The sequence below is a fragment of the Thiomonas arsenitoxydans genome (assembly GCF_000253115.1).
Classification (GTDB): domain Bacteria; phylum Pseudomonadota; class Gammaproteobacteria; order Burkholderiales; family Burkholderiaceae_C; genus Thiomonas; species Thiomonas arsenitoxydans.
This window is the reverse complement of the sequence record NC_014145.1, coordinates 3,233,846-3,252,645: the sequence shown is the minus strand read 5'-3', so window position 1 is coordinate 3,252,645 and position 18,800 is coordinate 3,233,846. Positions and strand designations below refer to the sequence as shown.

Below are 18,800 nucleotides of genomic sequence, written 5' to 3'. Positions count from 1 at the left end.
ATCCCCCTCGGGGGGCCTGACGCGAACGCGGCAGGTCTGGGGGCGCTCTTGGGGCGGCCCGGCGAGTTTGTTCAGAGCGCACCGGGGAACCGCGACTGTGCTCTGCAGCGAGGGTCACTTTTGCTTACACTCGCTGCGCCAATTGGCCCTCCGTTTTTCCGCCCATCCGTTTTACTCAGCCAGGAGTCTGTTTCATGAACCCAGCCTCGTTGCATCCCAAAAAGCTGTTCGCCGCCGTGCTTGCCTGTGGTCTGTTGGCCAGTGTGCCGGCGCAGGCGCAGTTCGCCAAACCGCAAGACGCGGTGAAGTACCGTCAGTCCGCCTTCATCGTGATGGCGGCGAGTTTTGGCCGCATCGGCGCCATGGTGCAGGGCAAGGCACCGTTCGATGCCAAGGCCGCGCTGCAAAACGCCGAAGTCGTGGCCTTCATGTCGCATCTGCCGTGGCAGGCTTTCGGCCCCGGCACCGACTTGCCTGATTCGCACGCCAAGCCTGAAATCTGGAAAGAGATGGACAAGTTCAAGGCCGATGCCAACAAGCTGCAGGAAATGACGCCCAAGCTGGTGGCCGCCGCCAAGACCGGCAAGCTCGACGAGATCAAGGTGGTGTTCGGCGAAACCGCCAAGACCTGCAAGGCTTGCCACGACGCGTTCCGCGAAGAACTCTGAGCGTTTTCTGGGGTTGTCCAGTCCCGCACAAACCCGCCGCTGGCGGGTTTGTTTTTTCAGCGCGTGAGCGTGCCCGTGAAGAGTGGCTGAACCGCGCTACCGACCCAGACCTGCCCGGAGGCGAAGACATCAAGCTGCAAGAACGGATGGGGCATGGCGGGGTTCTGGCGGGTGTGCCGCGTAGAAGACTTCACCCAGGCGGGCAATGGCGGTCTCGATCTGCGGGGGCGTGGCGGTGGCGTAAGACAGCCGCAGCGTATGGCGCGGCGCGGCGCCCGCGGCGTAGAACGCCGTGCCGGGCACATAGGCCACTTTGCGTTGCAGCGCCAGCGGCAGCAGCGCGGTGGCGTCGGCGCCTTGCGGCAGAGACAGCCAGATGAACATGCCGCCTTGCGGCGTTTCCCAATGCACGCTGCCGGGCATGTGGCGGGACAGGGCGGCGAGCATGGCGTCGCGCTGCGCGCGGTACAGAGCGCGGATGTGCGGCAGTTGCACATCCAGCAGCCCGCCTTCGAGCACCTTGAGTACCAGGCGCTGCGTCAGACTGGAGGTCTGCAGATCGGCGGCCTGGCGCGCCAGTGCCATCTTGGCAATCACCTCGTGCGGCCCATGCACATAACCCAGACGCAGCCCGGGAGACAGCACTTTGGAGAAGGTGCCCAGCACAAGGCTCTGGCCGGGAAGCTGCGCCGCCACTGGCGCGGGCGGCGGGCCGTCGAACCACAGTTCGCTGTAGGGGTTGTCTTCCACCAGGGCGATGGGGCGGCCCCGCAAGGCCCGCGCCCATTGTGTGCGCCGCGCAGCCGTCATGGTCTGTCCGGTGGGGTTGCGGAAGTTGGGCTGCAGATAGACCATGCGCGCGCTGCCATGCGCCGGGTCGTCCAGCGTCGGCAGCGCGCCCTCGGCGTCTTCGTCGAGATCGACAAAGCGTGGGCCGTAAGGCGCGAAGGCCTGCAGCGCGCCGAGGTAAGTCGGGCGTTCCACCAGCACGGTGCTGCCCGGATCGATGAGCACACGTCCCACCAGATCGAGGCCTTGCTGCGAACCGCTGGTGATGAGCACTTCGTCGGCCTGGGCCTCGATGCCCTGTGCGCGCAAGTGCGCGGCCACCCACTCGCGCAAAGGAGCAATGCCTTCGCTCGGGCCATACTGCAGTGCCCCCTGGGCCTGCGTGTCGAGGACGTCCACACAGGCCGCGCGCAAGGCCTGCACCGGAAAGCTCTCCGGGGCGGGCAGACCGCCGGCCAGCGAGATCATGCCGGGCTGCTCGGTGAGATTGAGCAGCTCGCGGATAGGCGAAGGGGTGTAGTGCGCGCTGCGCTGCGACAAGGTGAGGGTCATGCGTCAACTCCGGGAGTCAGGGATAGGACTAGGAACGGGACGAGGAACAGGACGCGACGCATCATGCACTGGCATGCGCCGCGCGACAAAAACGACGGCCAGCACCGCGCCGGCGAACAACAGGGTGGTGGCATCGAGCACTTCATGCAGCAAGGCTGCCGCGGCCAGCATCGACAAGAAAGGCTGCAGCAGTTGCAACTGCGAGATGCGCACGGTGCCACCCAGCGCAAGAGCCCGATACCACGCCAGAAAACCCAGCCACATCGACACCACGGCCACATAGGCGAAGCCGCCCCAGGCCGAGAGCTGCACCGGGGCTGCGGGCCGCAGCCACCACGCCGCAGGCACGGTGATGGGAAGGCTGAGCACCAGCGCCCAGCCGATGACCTGCCCAGCAGGGCGAGACCGCGTGAGGTGGCCGCCCAGGGCATAGCCCACCGCAGCCGACAGCATGGCACCCACCAGCAGGCCATCGGCCCAGTGCAGATTCAAGGCGAAGCGTCCGGTGCCGTGCAGCAGGGTGTAGGCCATCACCAGGGCCGCGCCCAGAAAGGCGCAGAGCCAGAACCCGGCAGACGGCCGCTGACCCGCCAGCAGCGCGCCGAGCGCTGCGGTAAACAAGGGCAGCAGCGCCAGAATGAGCGAGGCATGCACCGCATCGACTTCGCGCAGGGCGATGGAAGTCAGCAGCGGAAAACCGAACACCACGCCGCCAGCCATCGCGGCCAGCAGAGCCCAGTCGCGGCGGCCGGGCAAGGGCGCACGCTGCCACAACAGCCAGACGGCTGCGAGCACGCCCGCAACGGCGGCGCGACCGAGCGCCACGAACTCGGGCGAGAGTTGCGGCGCCTGCGTCGAGCCGACGGCCAGGCGCGTCATCGGCAGCGAGAGCGCAAACAGACCCACGCCCAGCAGACCCAGAGCCAGCGCTTCGCCCTGCGCGGAGATCGGTGGCTGCTTTCGGGCGGCGGGAGTGGGTGGTGTGGACATGGAACGCAGCTTAGGGTTCAATGCGATACACCACCAATACACTTGATGAGTACAAAACAGCATCTGTATGGATGAGATCGCCAATACAGTGAACTTGGGTCCCGAGGCGGGGACGCTGCAGCGCCATGCGGCGACCACCTTGGCAGAGCAGCTCAGCGCCCAGTTTTCCGCCCGCATCCGCAACCGCTTGCTGCCCCCGGGCAGCCGCCTGCCGTCGGTGCGCGAATGCGCCAAGCGGTACGGGCTGAGCACGCAAACCGTGGTCGCGGCGTATGACCGGCTGCAGGCCCTCGGGCTGGTGGAGGCGCGCGCGCAGCGTGGGTATTTCGTGCGGGTACCCGGTGACACGCCCGCGCTGGCGCGGCGTAGCGCCACGCAGACCGATGCCGCTGCGCCCATGTTGGCGCCGACGCACGCTACCGCGCTGGTGCGCGGCATGTTTCATCAGATGGGGGCGGGCGCTGCGGTGGCGCTGCGCGGCGCGCCCGGTTCCGGCGTGTTGCCCGCGCCGTGGCTGGAGAGTGCGGCGCTGGGCGCGGCCTTGCGGCGCATCGCCCGCGCGAACGAACTGGAGCAGGCTTCGCTGCACTACGGGCATCCGCTGGGCGATCTGGCCTTGCGCGAAGCCTTGTCGCGGCAATTGGCCGGCTTGTCTCTGCAAGTGCCGCCGCAGCAGATTCTGACCACCAATGGCGCATCGCAGGCGCTTGATCTCGTGTTGCGCGCCCTCACCCGCCCCGGCGACGCGGTGCTGGTCGAGAGCCCCGGCTGGGCGATGCAGTTCGCGCAGATGGCGCACCACGGGCTCAAGCTGCTGCCCGTCCCCCGCGGGGCCGATGGCCCCGATCTCGACCTCCTCGATCAATTGGCCCGCGCCCATGCGCCGCGCCTGTTCATCTGCGTGAGCGTGCTGCACAACCCCACCGGGCAGAGCCTCAGCGCGGCCAGCGCGCACCGCGTGCTGCAGCTCGCGCGGCGCCACGGCTTTCAGGTGGTCGAAGACGATGTCTATGCCGCGCTCGCCGAGCCCAGCAGCCCGCGCATGAGCGTGCTCGATCAACTGGAGCACACCATTTATCTCAGCGGGTTCTCGAAAATCCTCGCGCCCGGCTGGCGTGTGGGCTTTGTGGCCGCGGCGCCCGCCGTCATCGACCGTCTGATCGATCAGAAGTTGCTCGCCGTGCTCACCACGCCCACGCTCACCGAACGGGTGCTCGCCCATGTGCTGGGGCAGGGACAGTTACGGCGCACCACGCAACAGGTACGCGACCGGCTGGACGCGGCGCGTGCACGCGCGGTGCGGCTGGCCGAGAAAGCGGGCTGTCGCTTCGTCACCCCGCCACGCGGCCTGCTGGGTTGGGTGGACACCGGTGTGGACACGGCCACGCTGTCGCAGCGCCTGCTCGACGCCGGTTATCTGCTCGCGCCCGGCCACCTGTTCGACCCGCAGCAGCAGCCTTCCACCCGCATGCGCATCAACTTCACCCAGACGCAGGACGAGGCGTTCTGGCGTGCCTTTGCCGCCGCGCGGCGCTAAAGCCGTATGCGGTGGCCGACACGGCGGACAGCGCGATGAAAGAAACGGCGCGTTGCGATAGTATCCAAATGTACATCGCTCTTTCGCTCATTCCTTCCACCCATGTTCTCCCAGGTCTGGCACTTGCTGGCCGCGGGCGATGCGGCCACTTGGCACATCGTCGGCGTGTCGCTGCGCGTCAGCGGCGCCAGCGTGCTGCTCGGTCTGCTGCTGGGCTTGCCGCTGGGTGCGTGGCTGGCGGTGCATGCGTTTACCGGGCGCGGCGTGGTGGTGGCGCTGCTCAACAGCCTGCTCGGGCTGCCTTCGGTCATCGTCGGTCTGCTGGTGTATCTGCTGTTGTCGCGCAGCGGGCCGCTGGGTGAACTGGGGCTGTTGTTTTCCGTGCCGGCCATGGTGCTGGCGCAGACCATACTCACCACGCCGCTGATCGCCGCCGTCACGCGGCAGATCGTTGCTGAATCCTGGCGCCTGCACGGCGACACGCTGCGTTCCTTGCGCCTGGGAGCGCTGCAGCGCGTGCGTTGGTTGCTGTGGGACTGTCGCCATGCCTTAGTGGTGGCCGCCCTGGCCGGGTTTGGCCGCGCCGTGTCCGAGGTGGGCGCAGTGATGATTGCAGGCGGCAATATCGAGGGCTACACCCGCACCATGACCACGGCCATCGCGCTGGAAACCAGCAAGGGCGACCTGCCGTTGGCGCTGGCGCTGGGCGCGGTGCTGATGACGCTGGTGCTGGGGGTCAATGCGGCTGCGGCCCTGTTGCGCCAGTATGCGGCGGCGCGCTATGGGGAGGGCGCATGAACGGCTCTTGCGGCGCTGACGTGGCTTGCGCGGCGCTGTTTCCCATCAGCCTGCAGGGCGTGGGTTTGCGCCGCGGGACGAACTGGGTGCTGCGGGGTCTCGATCTGCAAATCGCGCGCGGCGGCATCACCGCGGTGGTCGGGCCCAATGGATCGGGCAAGACCAGCCTGTTGCGCCTCATCCACGGCCTGGAGCGGCCCACCTGCGGTCGCTTGCTCTTTGCCGGACAGGAGCCGCCGTTGGAGGGCATGGCCTATCCGGGGCAGGCCATGGTGTTTGCACACACGCCCATGCTGCGCGGCACGGTGACGGACAACCTGCGCCTGGCCTTGACCGGGCGCGGATCAGACCCCGGTTTGATCGAGGCCGCGCTGATCCGCGCCGGGCTGCACAGCCGGGGGCGGCAAAGCGCCGCCAGCCTGTCTTCCGGCCAGCGTCAGCGGCTGGCGCTGGCACGCGCCTGGATGATGCAACCCGCGCTGCTGCTGCTCGACGAGCCGTGCAGCCATCTCGACCCGCAAGCCAGCGTAGCCATCCTGCAAGACGTGCAGGAACTCGCCGCGCTAGGCATCACCGTGGTGCTCAGCACCCACCGCCCAGAGGAAATCGCGCTGGCGCAGCGCGTGCTGCGGCTGGATCACGGCCAGTTGCAGACCTTTTGCGCACCGCAATCACTCAACCCACAGCGCCTCGGCGCCATTCCCCCAGGAGACTACGCATGTTCACGCGATTGCATTTGCCATTCATCCGTCTGATCGCCGCTGCGGCGCTCGGACTCGCGTCGCTCGCCGCCGGGGCGCAGATGCCGCCCAGCATCGTCGTCGCCTCGACGACCTCCACCGAGCAATCGGGTCTGTTCGGCCACATCCTGCCGCTATTCACCCGCGACACGGGCATCGCGGTGAAGGTGGTGGCGGTGGGGACGGGACAGGCGCTGGACATCGGCCGGCGCGGCGATGCCGACGTGGTGTTCGTGCACGATCGCGCCGCGGAAGACCGCTTCGTCGCCGAAGGCTGGGGCGTGGACCGGCGTGACGTGATGTACAACGATTTCGTGCTCGTCGGGCCCAAGTCCGATCCGGCCGGGGTCATGCAAGTCAAGACCTTGTCGGAGGCCTTGCGCCGGATCGCTTCGAGCCAAGCCCTGTTCATTTCGCGCGGGGACAAGAGCGGCACGCATGCCGCGGAGCTGCGCGCGTGGAAGCAGGCCGGAATCGACCCGGTCGCTGCAGGCCGCGGCAAGTGGTACCGCGAAATCGGCGCGGGAATGGGACAGGCGCTCAACACCGCAGCGGCGCTGAACGCCTACACCCTGAGCGACCGCGGCACCTGGCTGGCGTTCAAGAACCGCGGTGACCTGACCATCGTGTTGCAAGGCGACAAGGCACTGTTCAATCCTTACGGCGTGATGCTGGTCAATCCGGCCAAGCATCCGCAAGTCAAGGCGGCGCAGGGCCGCGCCTTCATCGACTGGATCACCGGCCCGGCAGGCCAGCAGGCGATCGCCGGCTACAAAATCGGCGGCGAGCCGCTGTTCTTTCCCGACGCAAAAAGCCAGTAAATCTCAGAGTTCGCGCCGCTTGCGCACCGCATCGGCCAGGCCGCGCAACAACGGCACGGTGTCGTCCCAGCCCAGGCAGGCGTCGGTGATGGATATGCCCGGCGTCAGCGGCTGACCCGGCTTGAGATCCTGCCGGCCTTCGCGCAGGTGGCTCTCGACCATCACGCCCAGGATGCGTCGCTCGCCCGAGGCGATGCGCTCGGCGATGCTGGCGGCCACCTCCATCTGCTTGCGCGGCTGCTTGGCCGAATTGGCGTGCGAGCAGTCGATCATCACCTGTTCGCGCTGCCCGGCTTTGGCCAGCACGGCGCAGGCGGCGTTGACTGATGCGGCGTCGAAGTTCGGCGCCTTGCCGCCGCGCAGGATGACGTGGCAATCCGCATTTCCGCGGGTTTCGAAAATCGCCGCCACGCCCATCTTGGTCATGCCCATGAAGGCATGGCCGCTGGCGGCCGACACCATGGCATCGGCCGCCACCTGCACCCCGCCGTCGGTGCCGTTCTTGAAGCCCACGGGACAACTCAGCCCCGAAGCAAGCTGGCGGTGGCTCTGGCTTTCGGTGGTGCGCGCGCCGATGGCGCCCCAGGCGATCAGGTCGCTGAAATACTGCGGCGACAGCAGATCGAGAAACTCGGTGCCCGCCGGTAAACCCAGCGAATTGATCTCCAGCAGCAACTGGCGCGCGCGCTGCAGACCCTCGTTGATGCGGAAGCTGCCATCCAGCCGCGGGTCGTTGATATAACCCTTCCAGCCTACGGTGGTGCGCGGCTTCTCGAAATACACCCGCATCACCACAATGAGCGCGTCGCTCAGCTCGGCCGCCGTGGCTTGCAGGCGGCGCGCATAGTCGAGGGCCTGATCGTGATCGTGTATGGAGCATGGCCCGACCACAACCACCAGCCGGTCATCGCGGCCGTGCAGCACATTCGCGACTGCGGCGCGGCCTTGCTCGACCACGGCCTCGATCTGCGGCGTGACCGGCATTTCTTCCAGCAGCACCGCCGGCGAGATCAAAGCCCGCACCGCCTTGATGCGGGTGTCGTCGATGCGAGTAGTGTCGAGCGTGCCGTCCAGCGCGCCGGCCTCGTGGTCATGGGTGGGATCGTCGATTCGGGGCATGGGTCAATCTTCCGCGAAAAAGTCGGAGTCGATACGTTTGAGTTGATAGGTCGCCGCCACCGAGACGCCGAGATCATGTTCGATCATCAGCTCGGCCAGCCGTGGGCCATCGATCAGCACGACTTTGTGCTGCGGGCTGCGGCGGGCGAACTGTTGCGCGTTGTCGGTGAACAGCCCCGTGGTGATGAACACGCCCTTGTTGGCGCCACGGCTGACCAGGGCGCCCAGAAAGTCGCGCAGTGGCGGCTCACCCACTGAGCCCTGCCAGCGTTTGGCCTGAACGTAGATGGAATCAAGGCCAAGCCGGTCTTCGGCGATCACGCCATCGATGCCGCCATCGCCCGAGCGTCCGACCGCCTGACCCGCTTCGGCATGGCTGCCGCCGTAACCCATCTTCAATAACAGCTTAATCACCACGCCCTCGAAGAAGCCGGGATCGCAACTTTTCAATCGTTCCAGCAACTCGGCGCTCAGCGCTGCATTGGTTTCGTTTGAGATGAGCTTAAAGCGTTCTTCGGGCGGAAGTGTGGGCTCTGTTTCGACAAAATCCACTGCCGATTCAGCGCTAGCGGGCACTTGCTCTTTGCGCCATGCTCGATAGCCTGTTTGCGCCGCGCGGAAATAAGCCTCGGCGCCACCGCGCAAGGCAGCGGCTCCAGGTTCTGTGATCTGCCAGACGCCTTTTTCTTTCAAGAGGAATCCCGCCTTGACCGAATCCACCGAAAAGAAATGGAGATACATGCGCCAGCGCGGCAGGCCGTTGCTCTCGATAATCTCTTGCGCCCAGTCGTCAAACTCAAGCTGTTGAGCAACTCGGGCGGCCACGTCCCGGCTACGCAGCTTTCCATCAGCTTGCTGCAGCGCCTGCATGGCGGCGAACATGACCCGCGAGCCAAGCGCTTCAGAGCGGGAAAAGAGCTTGCTCATGCAGCCTTACGCTACCGGCTGCGGATTGCGCAGGCGGATGTGCAACTCCTTCAACTGCTTCTCATCCACCGGGCTGGGCGCGTTGGTCAGCAGGCACTGGGCGCGCTGGGTTTTGGGGAAGGCGATGACGTCGCGGATGCTCTGGGCGCCGGTCATCATGGTGACGATGCGGTCCAGGCCGAAGGCGATGCCGCCGTGCGGCGGGGCGCCGTATTGCAGCGCGTCGAGCAGGAAGCCGAACTTGGCGCGGGCCTCGTCGGGGCCGATCTTGAGCGCGGAGAACACCTTGCTCTGCACTTCGGCGCGGTGGATGCGCACCGAGCCGCCGCCGATTTCCCAGCCGTTGAGCACCATGTCGTAGGCCTTGGCGATGCACTTCTCGGGGGCCGTGTCCATCAGTTCTTCATGGCCGTCCTTCGGCGCGGTGAAGGGGTGATGCACGGCGGCCCAGCGCTGGTTGTCCTCGTCGAACTCGAACATGGGGAAATCGACCACCCAGAGCGGCTTCCAGACGTTCTCGAACAGGCCGTGGCTCTTGCCGAATTCGCTGTGGCCGATCTTGACCCGCAGGGCGCCGATGGCGTCGGCCACGACCTTGGACTTGTCGGCGCCGAAGAACAGCAGGTCGCCGTTTTGCGCGCCGCTGCGCTGCAGGACGGCGGTAATCGCGGCGTCGTGCAGGTTCTTGACGATGGGCGACTGCAGACCATCGCGGCCCTTGCTAACATCGTTGACCTTGATCCAGGCCAGGCCTTTGGCGCCGTAGATCTTGACGAACTCGGTGTAGGCGTCGATCTCGCTGCGGCTCATCTCCCCGCCACCGGGCACGCGCAGCGCGACCACGCGGCCGCCGGGGGTGGTGGCCGGGCCGGAGAACACCTTGAAGTCCACGTCGGCCATCACATCGGTGAGTTCGGTGAACTCCATCTTGACGCGCAGATCGGGCTTGTCGGAGCCGAAGCGGGCCATGGCCTCCGCATAAGTCATGACCGGGTAGGGGGTGGCGAGCTCGATGTCGAGCACATCTTTGAACACGCCGCGGATCATGGTCTCGAACAGATCGCGGATTTCCTGCTCGTTCAGGAAGGAAGTCTCGCAGTCGATCTGGGTGAATTCGGGCTGACGGTCGGCGCGCAGGTCTTCGTCGCGGAAGCACTTGGTGATCTGGTAATAGCGGTCGAAGCCCGCGACCATGAGCATCTGCTTGAACAGCTGCGGCGACTGCGGCAGGGCGAAGAACTCGCCGTCGTGCACGCGGCTGGGCACCAGATAGTCACGCGCGCCTTCGGGCGTGCTCTTGGTGAGCATGGGGGTTTCGATGTCGATGAAGCCCTGGCCGTCGAGGAAGCGGCGCACCGCCATTGCAACGCGATAGCGCAGCTTGAGGTTGTGCTGCATCTGCGGACGGCGCAGGTCGAGCACGCGATGGGTCAGCCGCGTGGTCTCCGACAGGTTGTCGTCGTCGAGCTGGAACGGCGGGGTGACCGAGGCGTTGAGCACGGTGATGTCGTGGCACAGTACCTCGATCTTGCCCGAGGTCATGCCCTCGTTCTCGGTGCCAGCAGGTCGCGGCCGCACCAGGCCCTGCACCTGCACGCAGAACTCGTTGCGCAGGCCTTCGGCAGTGGCGAACATGGCAGCGCGGTCGGGGTCGCACACCACCTGCACCAGGCCCTCGCGGTCGCGCAGGTCGATGAAAATCACCCCGCCGTGGTCGCGACGGCGATGCACCCAGCCGCACAGTGAAACAGTTTGTCCCATTTGGGCTTCGGTCACCTGACCGCAATATTGGCTACGCAGACTCATGTTGGAGAGGTACTTTCGGAAAACGGTCCCGCGGCTTCGGCGCGCAGGGGGCAGGAAGGGAAAGGATGGGAGCTCGGGCGCTCAATGCACTTGCGGATTGTTCGGCCCGCCCGGCACGACCACACCCATGGAAATGATGTATTTGAGCGCAGTGTCCACACTCATCTGCAGCTCGATCACCTCGCTGCGCGGAAACATCAGAAAAAAGCCGGAGGTCGGATTGGGTGTGGTGGGAACGTACACACTGACATGATCGCCTTGCAGATGCCCCGCAACCTCGCCGCCCGGCGTACCGGTCATGAAGGCGATGGTCCACGAGCCCTGATGCGGATATTGCACCAGCAGTGCCTTGCGGAAGGCGTTGCCGCTGCTGGAAAACAGCGTGTCCGACACCTGTTTGACGCTGCTGTAAATGGTCTTGACCAGCGGAATGCGCGCCATCAGCCCGTCCCAGCGGGCCAGCCACCACTGCCCCACCATATTGGCCACGGCCAGACCGGTGAGAAAAATGGCCGCCAGCACCAAGACCACGCCCACGCCGGGAATGTTCACCAGTTTGTCCAGCGCCGGGGCCAGGCCGGGCGCCACCGTGCTCAGCGCGCTGACCATGGCCCGGAAGATGCCGTCGAACACGGCCAGCAACTGCCACAGCACCCAGATGGTGATGGTCAGCGGCAGCCAGACCAGCATGCCGGCGATGAAAATACTTTTCAGGCTCATGGAATGAAACAGCCTTCCGGGGCGCGGAAGGCTTGGGGTTGAGGAAAGGGGCAGGGCGAGTGATCAGAGCCCTGGAGAGAATGAATTTAATGGCAGGCACACGAGGCGCCGCAGGCCGGGGGCGCGGCACTGTCGGAGGAAGACGCTGCAGCCGCTGTCGATGTTGCCGCCGCGCCGCCGCCCTTGAAGTCTGTGGCATACCAGCCCGAGCCCTTGAGCTGGAAACCCGCCGCGGTGACCTGTTTGTGCAGCGCAGGCTTGCCGCAATGCGGACAGACGGTCAGCGGGGCATCGGACATTTTTTGCAGCGCGTCCAGGGTGTGGCCGCAGGCATCACATTTGTAAGCGTAGATCGGCATGGTGGAAACCTCGTCAAAATAGGGGCGCCAGGAAAATCGGCGTTTCAAGTCCAGAATTCCCAACTTAAATGGGGGCAAACAGGCGCAGAACAATGGCGGCATTATAAAAACGCCCCGCCTGTCGGGGCGGCAGCGGCCACGCAGCCTCGGCCTTATCTCTCGTTATCCCCCGTAGGCGGCGCGATGCTGGCCGGTGCAATGCCGGGCGGCGCCAGCGCGGGCGGGGTGAATTGCGGCAGACGGGGTGCGACGCTGGGGAAGCCGATGGCTCCGACCTGAGCGCCCTGCGGATCCATTTTGAGCTCCTGACGCACGCCGTCACGTTCCAGCCAGACCATTTTGTAGCCGGTGGCGCGCAAAATCACGCCCGGTGCGATGGCGTCTCCTACGCCGACGGCGCGGGGCGGTTGGCCGTCGATGCCAATCAGCGCCGAGCCGGTATCGCCCCCGGCAATCACCCCGTACAGCCGGAATCGGCTGGGCGCGGCGGGTGCGCTGGCCGCGCCCACCGGTGTGGCGCCAAACAGGCGCGCGGCTTGCTGCGCGGCCTGCTCGGGCGACAGCGCGCCAATGAGTTGGGCATCAGCGGGAACCGTTTGCGGCGAGGCGACCAGTCGCAGCACCCAGGTCACTGCCAGCGCTGCGCAGGCGAAGGCTAGAACGACGCTCAGCAGCGCCGCGGCCCGGCGGCTGCCGCGGGTAGAAACGCCACTGGGCGCAGGGAATGAGGGTGAGGTGCGCAACATGAGACACTTATTATCCGCGCAGAACGTGTCTTCGCGCCGTCTTGTTGCAACGAGTCATCAGCAAGGCGGAAAAACCGAGGGCGCGCCCGGCGCTTTTCAAAAGGTGGAAGTCGATGAATGATGGTTTGAAGGAGGTTTCATCCGAGGTGCTGCGCGCGCCCGCGGCCCGTCGCAAAGCGCGCGGTTTCACGCTGATCGAGCTCATGGTGGTGCTGGTCATCATGGGCGTGCTGGCGGCGCTCATCGTGCCCAACATCATGGGCCGCACCGACGAGGCGCGGCAAACGGCCGCCAAGACGGATATCGCCACCATCATGCAGGCGCTCAAGTTGTACAAACTGGATAACGGCATTTACCCCACCCAGCAGCAGGGCTTGCAGGCGTTGGTGGTCAAGCCCACCACGCCGCCGATTCCCAACAACTGGAAGCCCTATCTCGAAAAGCTGCCGACCGATCCGTGGGGCAATCCCTATCAATATCTCAACCCGGGCGTGAAAGGTCCGGTGGATGTGTTCAGCTATGGCGCAGACGGCAAACCCGGCGGAGAAGGGGCAAATGCCGACATTGGCAGCTGGCAATAAGCCCGGCTGCATCCTGAGGGCAAGGCCGCCGCGCCAGCGGCAAGCGTGGGGATTCACCCTACTCGAAATGCTGGTGGCGCTGATCATCGTGGGCATGGTCACGGCGATGGCGGCTTTTGCCTTGCCGCCCTCCGAAAATGCGCAGATGCAGCGTGAAGCGCAGCGGCTGTCGGCACTGTTCGACGCCGCGCGTCAACACGCCGCCGAAACCGGCGTGCCTCTGGCCTGGGCCAGCGGGCCGAGGGGCTATGCCTTTGTGCAGATCGGGCCGCAGGGTTGGGAGCCGGTGGACTCCGATCTGCTGCGTCCGCGGCTCTGGCCCTGGGTGGACGGCGGCCGCGAAATTCCCCCGCAGGATTGGCGCGCCGCGCTAGGCGGCGAGCCGCGCGAGGCAGCCTACTCGGCAGGTACGGTGTCGGTGAGTCTGAGCGAGGGTGGGGTGCGCAGTCTGGGCACGCCGCCGAGCTGGTTGCTGTTCGGCTCCGAGCCGGTGGGCGGCCCGGTCCGCCTGGTGCTGTCTGACGGCGGAGAGCGCGACAGCATCGAAACCGACGGCTTCGCGCCTTTTGTCGTAAGTCGAAGCCGATCATGATGTGCGGACCCCTTCGCGTTCCAGCGCCCCCATTGAATAGGTCGGCCCAGCCGCCGGGCCGCCCCAAGGCTGGGCCAGCCCCCTCGGGGGGCAGCGCCGCCGCGTCAGCGGCAAGCTTGGGGGCAAGCTCCCGCGGATTCACCCTGCTCGAAGTGTTGGTGGCTTTGGCGGTGGTGGCCATTGCGCTGCTGGCGGCCATGCGCGCCGCAGGCGGCGTGGCCGACAACGCGCAGCGCTATCGCATGACCGTTCTGGCCGAGCAGTGCGCGCAGAATTTTCTGGTCGATCAACGCCTGAGCAAGACATTTCTGGCGGTGGGACAGAGCACCAGCGCCTGCACGCAGGCGAATGTGCCGTTCACCGTGGCGGTGGACGTGATGCCCACGCCCAACCCCAACTTCCGTCGCGTGCAGGTCAACGTGCTCGATGCCAGCGGCTGGAGCGCGTGGCAGGTGGTCACCATCATCGGGAATCTGTAAGTGAACCGGGCGCCTGTTTCGGCACAGCGGGGTTTCACCCTGATCGAGCTGCTGGTCGCGGTCACCATTCTCGCGGTGGTGGCGGTGCTGGGCTGGCGCGGGCTGGACGCGGTGGCGCGCAGCCGCGACGACGCCAACCGCGCGTTCACCACCAGTTCGCGTCTGGCCGACGGCATGCAGCAGCTGGGCGACGATCTGCGCCATGCGGTGTCGCAGGGGCCCGGACTGCCTGCGGTGAGCGTGCTCGGCGGCGGGCTGTTCATCGTGCGCCGTCCCGCGCAACCGCTGGGCGGCGATGTGCGCGCCGATGTCGGTGCGGGCGTCGGCCTGCCGCCGAATGCGGGCGAGCTGCAGGTGGTGCGCTGGACGGTGCAGGACGGCGCGCTCAAGCGCAGTGCCAGCGCGCCCACCGATAGCCGCGCCGTCTTGCAGGCGGCCTTGCAAAACTCCACCGCGCCTTTGCTGACCATTCTGCCCGGCGTGGTGAGCATGCAGATTCAGTTCTATCGCTACGCCGGTATCGGGCTGCTGCAGCAATCGGGCGCCTGGGTCAATGCCGGTACGGCGGCCAATGTGGCTAACGCCAGCAGCAACACGCCGGCCGCATCGGCCAGCGCCGCGGCGGCCGCCGCCAACACGCTGGCCGCCAGCGCGACGACCCCGGCGGCCGTGCGCCTGCAACTGCAGTTCGCCGACAAGCTGCTGACGGGCGATTTGCAGCGCGACTTTTTGCTGGATGACCGCGAATGAGCGCTCCGCACGGCCGCTCCGAAGGAGCGCTCAACTCACTTGGGGAGTCGAGCCTAGTGAGGAGGGTAGTCCACTGAGACGCGCGACCAAGCATCAAAGCGGCGCGGCGCTGATCACCGCCATGCTGATCGCCGCGCTGGCCGCGGTGATGGTCTCGGGCATGTTCTGGAGTCAGTGGAGCGCCATCGCCCGCGAGCAGACCGCGCGCGAACAGACGCAGGCGCGCTGGATTTTGCGCGGCACGATCGACTGGGCGCGGCTGATTCTGCGCGAAGACGCCATGACCTCGACGGCCGATTACCTCGGCGAGCCCTGGTCGGTGCCGCTGGCCGAGGCGCGGCTGTCGACCTTTCTCGCCGCGCGCGGGCAAGACAGCGCGGGTCTGCCCGACGCCTGGCTCGAAGGGCGCATCGTCGATGCGCAAAGCCGTTTCAATCTGCGCGATCTGGCCCCGGCCGGGACGATCGATCCGCAGGCGCTACTGGCCTTCCAGCGCCTGTGCGCCGCGTTGCAACTGCCGTCCAATGTGGCGGCCACCATCGCCAATGGCGTGGCGGCGAGCAACCCCATCGGCGCTGCGGCGCAGACAAATGTTGCAAATTCGCCACTCCCGTTGCAGCAATTGCAGGATTTGGCGCGGCTGGGCCCCACCGTGGCGCAGGCCCTGCCCAAGCTCGCCTCCGCCGTCACCCTGCTGCCGCAGGCTACGCCGGTCAACGCCAACACCGCCAGCCCGGAGGTGCTCGCTGCCGTGCTCGGGGTGAGTGCCGATACGGCGCAGGCCTTGGTCGAGGCGCGCAAACGCGCGTATTTTCGCAACCTGGGCGATATTTCAACCCTGCTGCCGCAAGGCGCAACGATCAATCCGCAACTGGTGAGCGTGGCCACCGGCTACTTCGACGCCATTGCCCGTGTGCGCATCGACAAGCTGGAATACGCCGAACGCGCGCTGATTCAGCGGGCCGGGGTGTTTTCGCAAGTGGTGCGCATCCAGCGCGTGCCCCCCTGGTTGGCGGCTGCGTCTGAGGCTGATCAAGGCGCAAACTGATTTCTTTCGCAAAACGCGATTGAAGAATGCATTGCAACATCGCGTATTTCCTGTACCTTTACTGCAACAAAGCCTCTCTACAATCGCCGCCATCATGCAAACCCTGGTTCTCCGCCTGCCGCCCCTGGCTACCGCGCACCCGTTGCCGGAGCTGGAGTACGTGCTGCTGAGCGCCAACGGCAAACTGCAATCGGCCGGTCGGGAGCAGGTTGCGCTGCTTCCGCGTGGCGCCCGGGTGGTAGCCGTGGTCGATGCGCTCGACGCCTCGGTCATGGCGGCGACGCTGCCCGCCATGGCGCCTTCCCGGCTGCAGGCCGCACTCAACGGGGCGCTCGAAGACCGTCTGCTGCAGGACGCGGGGCAACTGCATTTGAGTGTCGGGCCGCTCGCCGAAGACGGTATCGTCACGCTGGCCTGTGCGGTGCAAAAGGCCGCGCTGCAGCAGGCGATTGCCGATCTCGCTCAGGCCGGGCAGGAGCCGGAGAAAATCGTTCCCGAAGCCGCCTTGCTGGCACCGGGCGACGCGCTGCTGCAAACTTCCGGGCAAGGCCCGCGTCTGCTGTGGCGCGACCTGCAGGGCGAGGCGGCCTGGTTGCCGCTCATTCTCGCGGCTGACGCCGCCGCGCCGCAGGCGCTGCCACTGCCCGTCACGCCCGAACATCTCTGGGTGCAAGATCAGGCGCAGCCCCAACTCAGCTGGCTCGATCTGCCGCCTGAACTCACACCGGCCACGCTCAGCGACGCCGGCTGGATGGCGCGGGCGGCGCAGTCGCCGTGGAATCTGCGGCAGTTCGACCTGGCGCCCAAACACGCGCTGTCGCGAGGTTGGGCCGGGGTGATGGAGCAACTCACCACACCCGCCTGGCGACGTGTCGGTGCCCTGCTGGGGCTGCTGGCGGTAGTGCAGTTGGTGGGCATGAATGCCGCCGCTTTCAAACTTTCACGGCAGGAAAGTCAGTTGCGACAAAAGCTCGACACCACGGCCGCCGAGGCGCTGCCCGGTGTGCCCGCCATACTCGATGCGCGCCTGCAGGTGCAGCGCGCGCTCAACGACGCGCGCCTGCGCACCGGCCGTCCCGGAGATGGCGATCTCGACGTGCTCATGGGGCGCGCCAGCGTGGTGGTGCCGCCGGGCATCGTGCCCACGGTGCTGAAATTCAGCCCGGGCCAGTTGCAGCTCAGTCTGCCGGGTGACGCGGCCGCGCAGGCGGCAGCAAGGTGCACTCCGGCCGGCCTGTCCTGTGTGGCGCAGGGCGATGTGCTGAGTGTGACGGGAGCGGCGCAATGAGCGCGACGCAAGGCGGCCGCATGGCGACGTTGTCGGGGCTCTGGTACCGGGGCCTGCCGCAGACGGTGGCGCTCGGGCGTCAGCGCTGGGCCGCCATGTCGCCGCGCGAGCGCGTGCTGATCGGCTCTGCCGCGGTGCTGGTGCTGGTTGCGCTGCTGTGGCTGCTGGCGATCAAACCCGCTTGGCATACCCTGCAAACCGCGCCGCAGCGCATCGTCAGCCTGCAGCAGCAGTTGCAAACCCTGCAGCAGGACGGTCAGCAGATCGCCGCTCTGCGCAATGCGCCTTCTGCCCCGGTATTCAGCGGCGATCTGCAGGCGGCCATCGTGGCCTGGTTCAAGCGTGTCGATCCGGGCGCCAAGGTTCAGGCGCAGGTGCTGCCGGGCGAGGTGACGCTGGATCTCTCTGCGCTGCGACCGGCCACCCTGGCGGCGCTGGCGCAAACGGCGCGACGCGACTGGTCGGCGCAGGTGGACGGCGCCGATCTCAAGCTCGGCCCGGACGGAGCGCTCAGCGGCACGGTGCACCTGTCGCGGCAAGGATCGGGTGGCGGATGAATGGCCAGCGCACCCAAATCTCCCGACCCGGCGCGCGCTGCGGCGTCTTCCGGCAAACGCTCGTCCAAGTCTTCGTCACGCGGGCGTTCATCATCCCGCAAACCGGTCAAACGCCAACGCGCCTTCAGCCGCCGCTGGTTGTGGCTGGCGGCTTTGCTGGGCGTGCTGTGGGCGCTGCTGTGGCAGGCCCCGGCCAGCTGGCTGAGCGCGGCGGTGTGGAAGGCCAGCGGTCAGCACGTCTTGCTCGCTCAGGCGCAAGGCACCTGGCGCGACGGCTCGGCGCTGCTGGTGCTCGAAGGCGGGGCGGGCAGCCGCGGCGCCACCGTGCTGCCCGGCACCTTGCACTGGACTATCGGTCTGGGCAATCTCTGGCGCGGCCGACTGCTGGCGCAGATCGACTGGCCCAAGGTCTCGCCGCAGCCGCTGCAGATCAGCACCCAGCTCGGCTGGTCGCAGACCACCGTGGCGCTGCGCCCGGCGGGGGGCGCGCCAGATGCCCCCTGGCAGGGCATGCTGCCGCTATCGGTGCTCGACGGGCTGGGCACTCCCTGGAATACCGTTGCGCTACGGGGACAGGCGCAATTCACCTTGCGTGGCCTGCTCCTAGAATCGGTCGCGGGGCGGATGCGGATCGGGGGGCAGGTGCAGATCGATCTGCCGGATGTGGCATCCCGCCTGAGTGTGGTGGCGCCCATCGGCAGCTATACCCTGAGCATCACCGGGCAGGGCGCCGATGCGCAAGTCGATCTGCAAAGCAGCAAAGGGCCCCTGTTGTTGCAGGGCAAAGGGGTCTGGAACGGTCAGGCCCTGCAGTTTCTCGGCACCGGCCGGGCGGCGCCTGGCAACGAAGCGGCGATGGCGAATCTGCTGTCGCTCCTCGGACGTCGCGAGGGTGACCATGTGCGAATCGCCATTTGAATTCGACTGAATTCG

21 protein-coding genes are annotated in these 18,800 nt (G+C 66.8%); 13 read left to right on the top strand and 8 right to left on the bottom strand.

The annotated features are described in order from the left end of the window. The first annotated feature begins 194 nt into the window (after positions 1-194). Entirely contained in the window at positions 195-668 is a 474-nt protein-coding gene (locus tag THI_RS15410) for a c-type cytochrome (RefSeq protein WP_013107188.1), read from the top strand. 129 nt (positions 669-797) lie between these two features. Here THI_RS15410 and THI_RS15405 read toward each other — a convergent pair whose 3' ends face one another. Beyond that, the gene (locus THI_RS15405) at positions 798-2,009 is read right to left on the bottom strand and encodes an aminotransferase-like domain-containing protein (RefSeq protein ID WP_013107187.1); all 1,212 of its coding nucleotides are present in this window, start codon (positions 2,007-2,009) and stop codon (positions 798-800) included. 3 nt (positions 2,010-2,012) lie between these two features. Then, entirely contained in the window at positions 2,013-2,999 is a 987-nt protein-coding gene (locus THI_RS15400) for a DMT family transporter (protein WP_013107186.1), read from the bottom strand. 67 nt (positions 3,000-3,066) lie between these two features. Between THI_RS15400 and THI_RS15395 the strand changes: the two genes are divergently transcribed. The 4 genes from THI_RS15395 (at position 3,067) to THI_RS15380 (ending at position 6,895) form a co-directional block, all read left to right on the top strand. Next, positions 3,067-4,536, top strand: a complete 1,470-nt coding sequence (locus THI_RS15395) for an aminotransferase-like domain-containing protein (protein ID WP_013107185.1) — start codon at positions 3,067-3,069, stop codon at positions 4,534-4,536. Between the two features lie 102 nt (positions 4,537-4,638). Continuing rightward, positions 4,639-5,334: an ABC transporter permease gene (locus THI_RS15390; RefSeq protein ID WP_013107184.1), complete on the top strand. Its 696-nt coding sequence runs from the start codon at positions 4,639-4,641 to the stop codon at positions 5,332-5,334. After that, positions 5,331-6,089 (top strand): ATP-binding cassette domain-containing protein, encoded by a 759-nt coding sequence (locus THI_RS15385; protein WP_013107183.1) that lies wholly within the window; start codon positions 5,331-5,333, stop codon positions 6,087-6,089. Before THI_RS15390 ends, THI_RS15385 begins: the two co-directional genes overlap by 4 nt. Next, the gene (locus tag THI_RS15380; RefSeq protein ID WP_013107182.1) at positions 6,053-6,895 is read left to right on the top strand and encodes an ABC transporter substrate-binding protein; all 843 of its coding nucleotides are present in this window, start codon (positions 6,053-6,055) and stop codon (positions 6,893-6,895) included. The genes THI_RS15385 and THI_RS15380 overlap by 37 nt, the downstream gene beginning before the upstream one ends. Positions 6,896-6,898: 3 nt before the next feature. On the opposite strand, the gene THI_RS15375 is transcribed toward THI_RS15380, so the two are convergent. From THI_RS15375 to THI_RS15350, 6 genes are all read right to left on the bottom strand, one after another. After that, positions 6,899-8,014, bottom strand: a complete 1,116-nt coding sequence (locus THI_RS15375; protein WP_013107181.1) for a 3-deoxy-7-phosphoheptulonate synthase — start codon at positions 8,012-8,014, stop codon at positions 6,899-6,901. A 3-nt stretch (positions 8,015-8,017) separates the two neighbouring features. Beyond that, entirely contained in the window at positions 8,018-8,941 is a 924-nt protein-coding gene (locus THI_RS15370; protein ID WP_013107180.1) for a restriction endonuclease, read from the bottom strand. 6 nt (positions 8,942-8,947) lie between these two features. Beyond that, positions 8,948-10,747: an aspartate--tRNA ligase gene (aspS, locus tag THI_RS15365; RefSeq protein WP_013107179.1), complete on the bottom strand. Its 1,800-nt coding sequence runs from the start codon at positions 10,745-10,747 to the stop codon at positions 8,948-8,950. Between the two features lie 81 nt (positions 10,748-10,828). Next, a complete protein-coding gene (locus tag THI_RS15360) occupies positions 10,829-11,467 on the bottom strand; it encodes a DUF502 domain-containing protein (RefSeq protein WP_013107178.1) in 639 nt (212 codons plus the stop codon). Between the two features lie 86 nt (positions 11,468-11,553). Next, positions 11,554-11,826 (bottom strand): FmdB family zinc ribbon protein, encoded by a 273-nt coding sequence (locus THI_RS15355; protein WP_013107177.1) that lies wholly within the window; start codon positions 11,824-11,826, stop codon positions 11,554-11,556. 152 nt (positions 11,827-11,978) lie between these two features. Then, positions 11,979-12,572 (bottom strand): type II secretion system protein N, encoded by a 594-nt coding sequence (locus THI_RS15350; protein ID WP_013107176.1) that lies wholly within the window; start codon positions 12,570-12,572, stop codon positions 11,979-11,981. A 113-nt stretch (positions 12,573-12,685) separates the two neighbouring features. Between THI_RS15350 and gspG the strand changes: the two genes are divergently transcribed. The 8 genes from gspG to gspN all read left to right on the top strand — a co-directional run bounded on the left by gspG (position 12,686) and on the right by gspN (position 18,785). Continuing rightward, positions 12,686-13,153 carry a type II secretion system major pseudopilin GspG gene (gene gspG, locus THI_RS15345; protein WP_013107175.1) on the top strand — a complete coding sequence of 156 codons (468 nt, stop codon included), beginning with the start codon at positions 12,686-12,688 and terminating at the stop codon, positions 13,151-13,153. Beyond that, the gene (locus THI_RS15340; protein WP_013107174.1) at positions 13,128-13,745 is read left to right on the top strand and encodes a pilus assembly FimT family protein; all 618 of its coding nucleotides are present in this window, start codon (positions 13,128-13,130) and stop codon (positions 13,743-13,745) included. Before gspG ends, THI_RS15340 begins: the two co-directional genes overlap by 26 nt. Before the next feature lie 116 nt (positions 13,746-13,861). After that, positions 13,862-14,224, top strand: a complete 363-nt coding sequence (gspI, locus tag THI_RS15335) for a type II secretion system minor pseudopilin GspI (protein WP_321164557.1) — start codon at positions 13,862-13,864, stop codon at positions 14,222-14,224. Further along, positions 14,225-14,974: a PulJ/GspJ family protein gene (locus THI_RS15330; RefSeq protein ID WP_013107172.1), complete on the top strand. Its 750-nt coding sequence runs from the start codon at positions 14,225-14,227 to the stop codon at positions 14,972-14,974. Beyond that, positions 14,961-16,022: a type II secretion system minor pseudopilin GspK gene (gspK, locus tag THI_RS15325; RefSeq protein ID WP_013107171.1), complete on the top strand. Its 1,062-nt coding sequence runs from the start codon at positions 14,961-14,963 to the stop codon at positions 16,020-16,022. Before THI_RS15330 ends, gspK begins: the two co-directional genes overlap by 14 nt. A 94-nt stretch (positions 16,023-16,116) precedes the next feature. Then, positions 16,117-17,310, top strand: coding sequence for a type II secretion system protein GspL (gene gspL / locus THI_RS15320; RefSeq protein ID WP_013107170.1), 1,194 nt, complete (start codon positions 16,117-16,119; stop codon positions 17,308-17,310). Then, positions 17,307-17,867, top strand: coding sequence for a type II secretion system protein M (gspM, locus tag THI_RS15315; RefSeq protein ID WP_013124233.1), 561 nt, complete (start codon positions 17,307-17,309; stop codon positions 17,865-17,867). The genes gspL and gspM overlap by 4 nt, the downstream gene beginning before the upstream one ends. Next, entirely contained in the window at positions 17,868-18,785 is a 918-nt protein-coding gene (gspN, locus tag THI_RS15310; protein ID WP_013107168.1) for a type II secretion system protein N, read from the top strand. Positions 18,786-18,800: the final 15 nt, after the last annotated feature.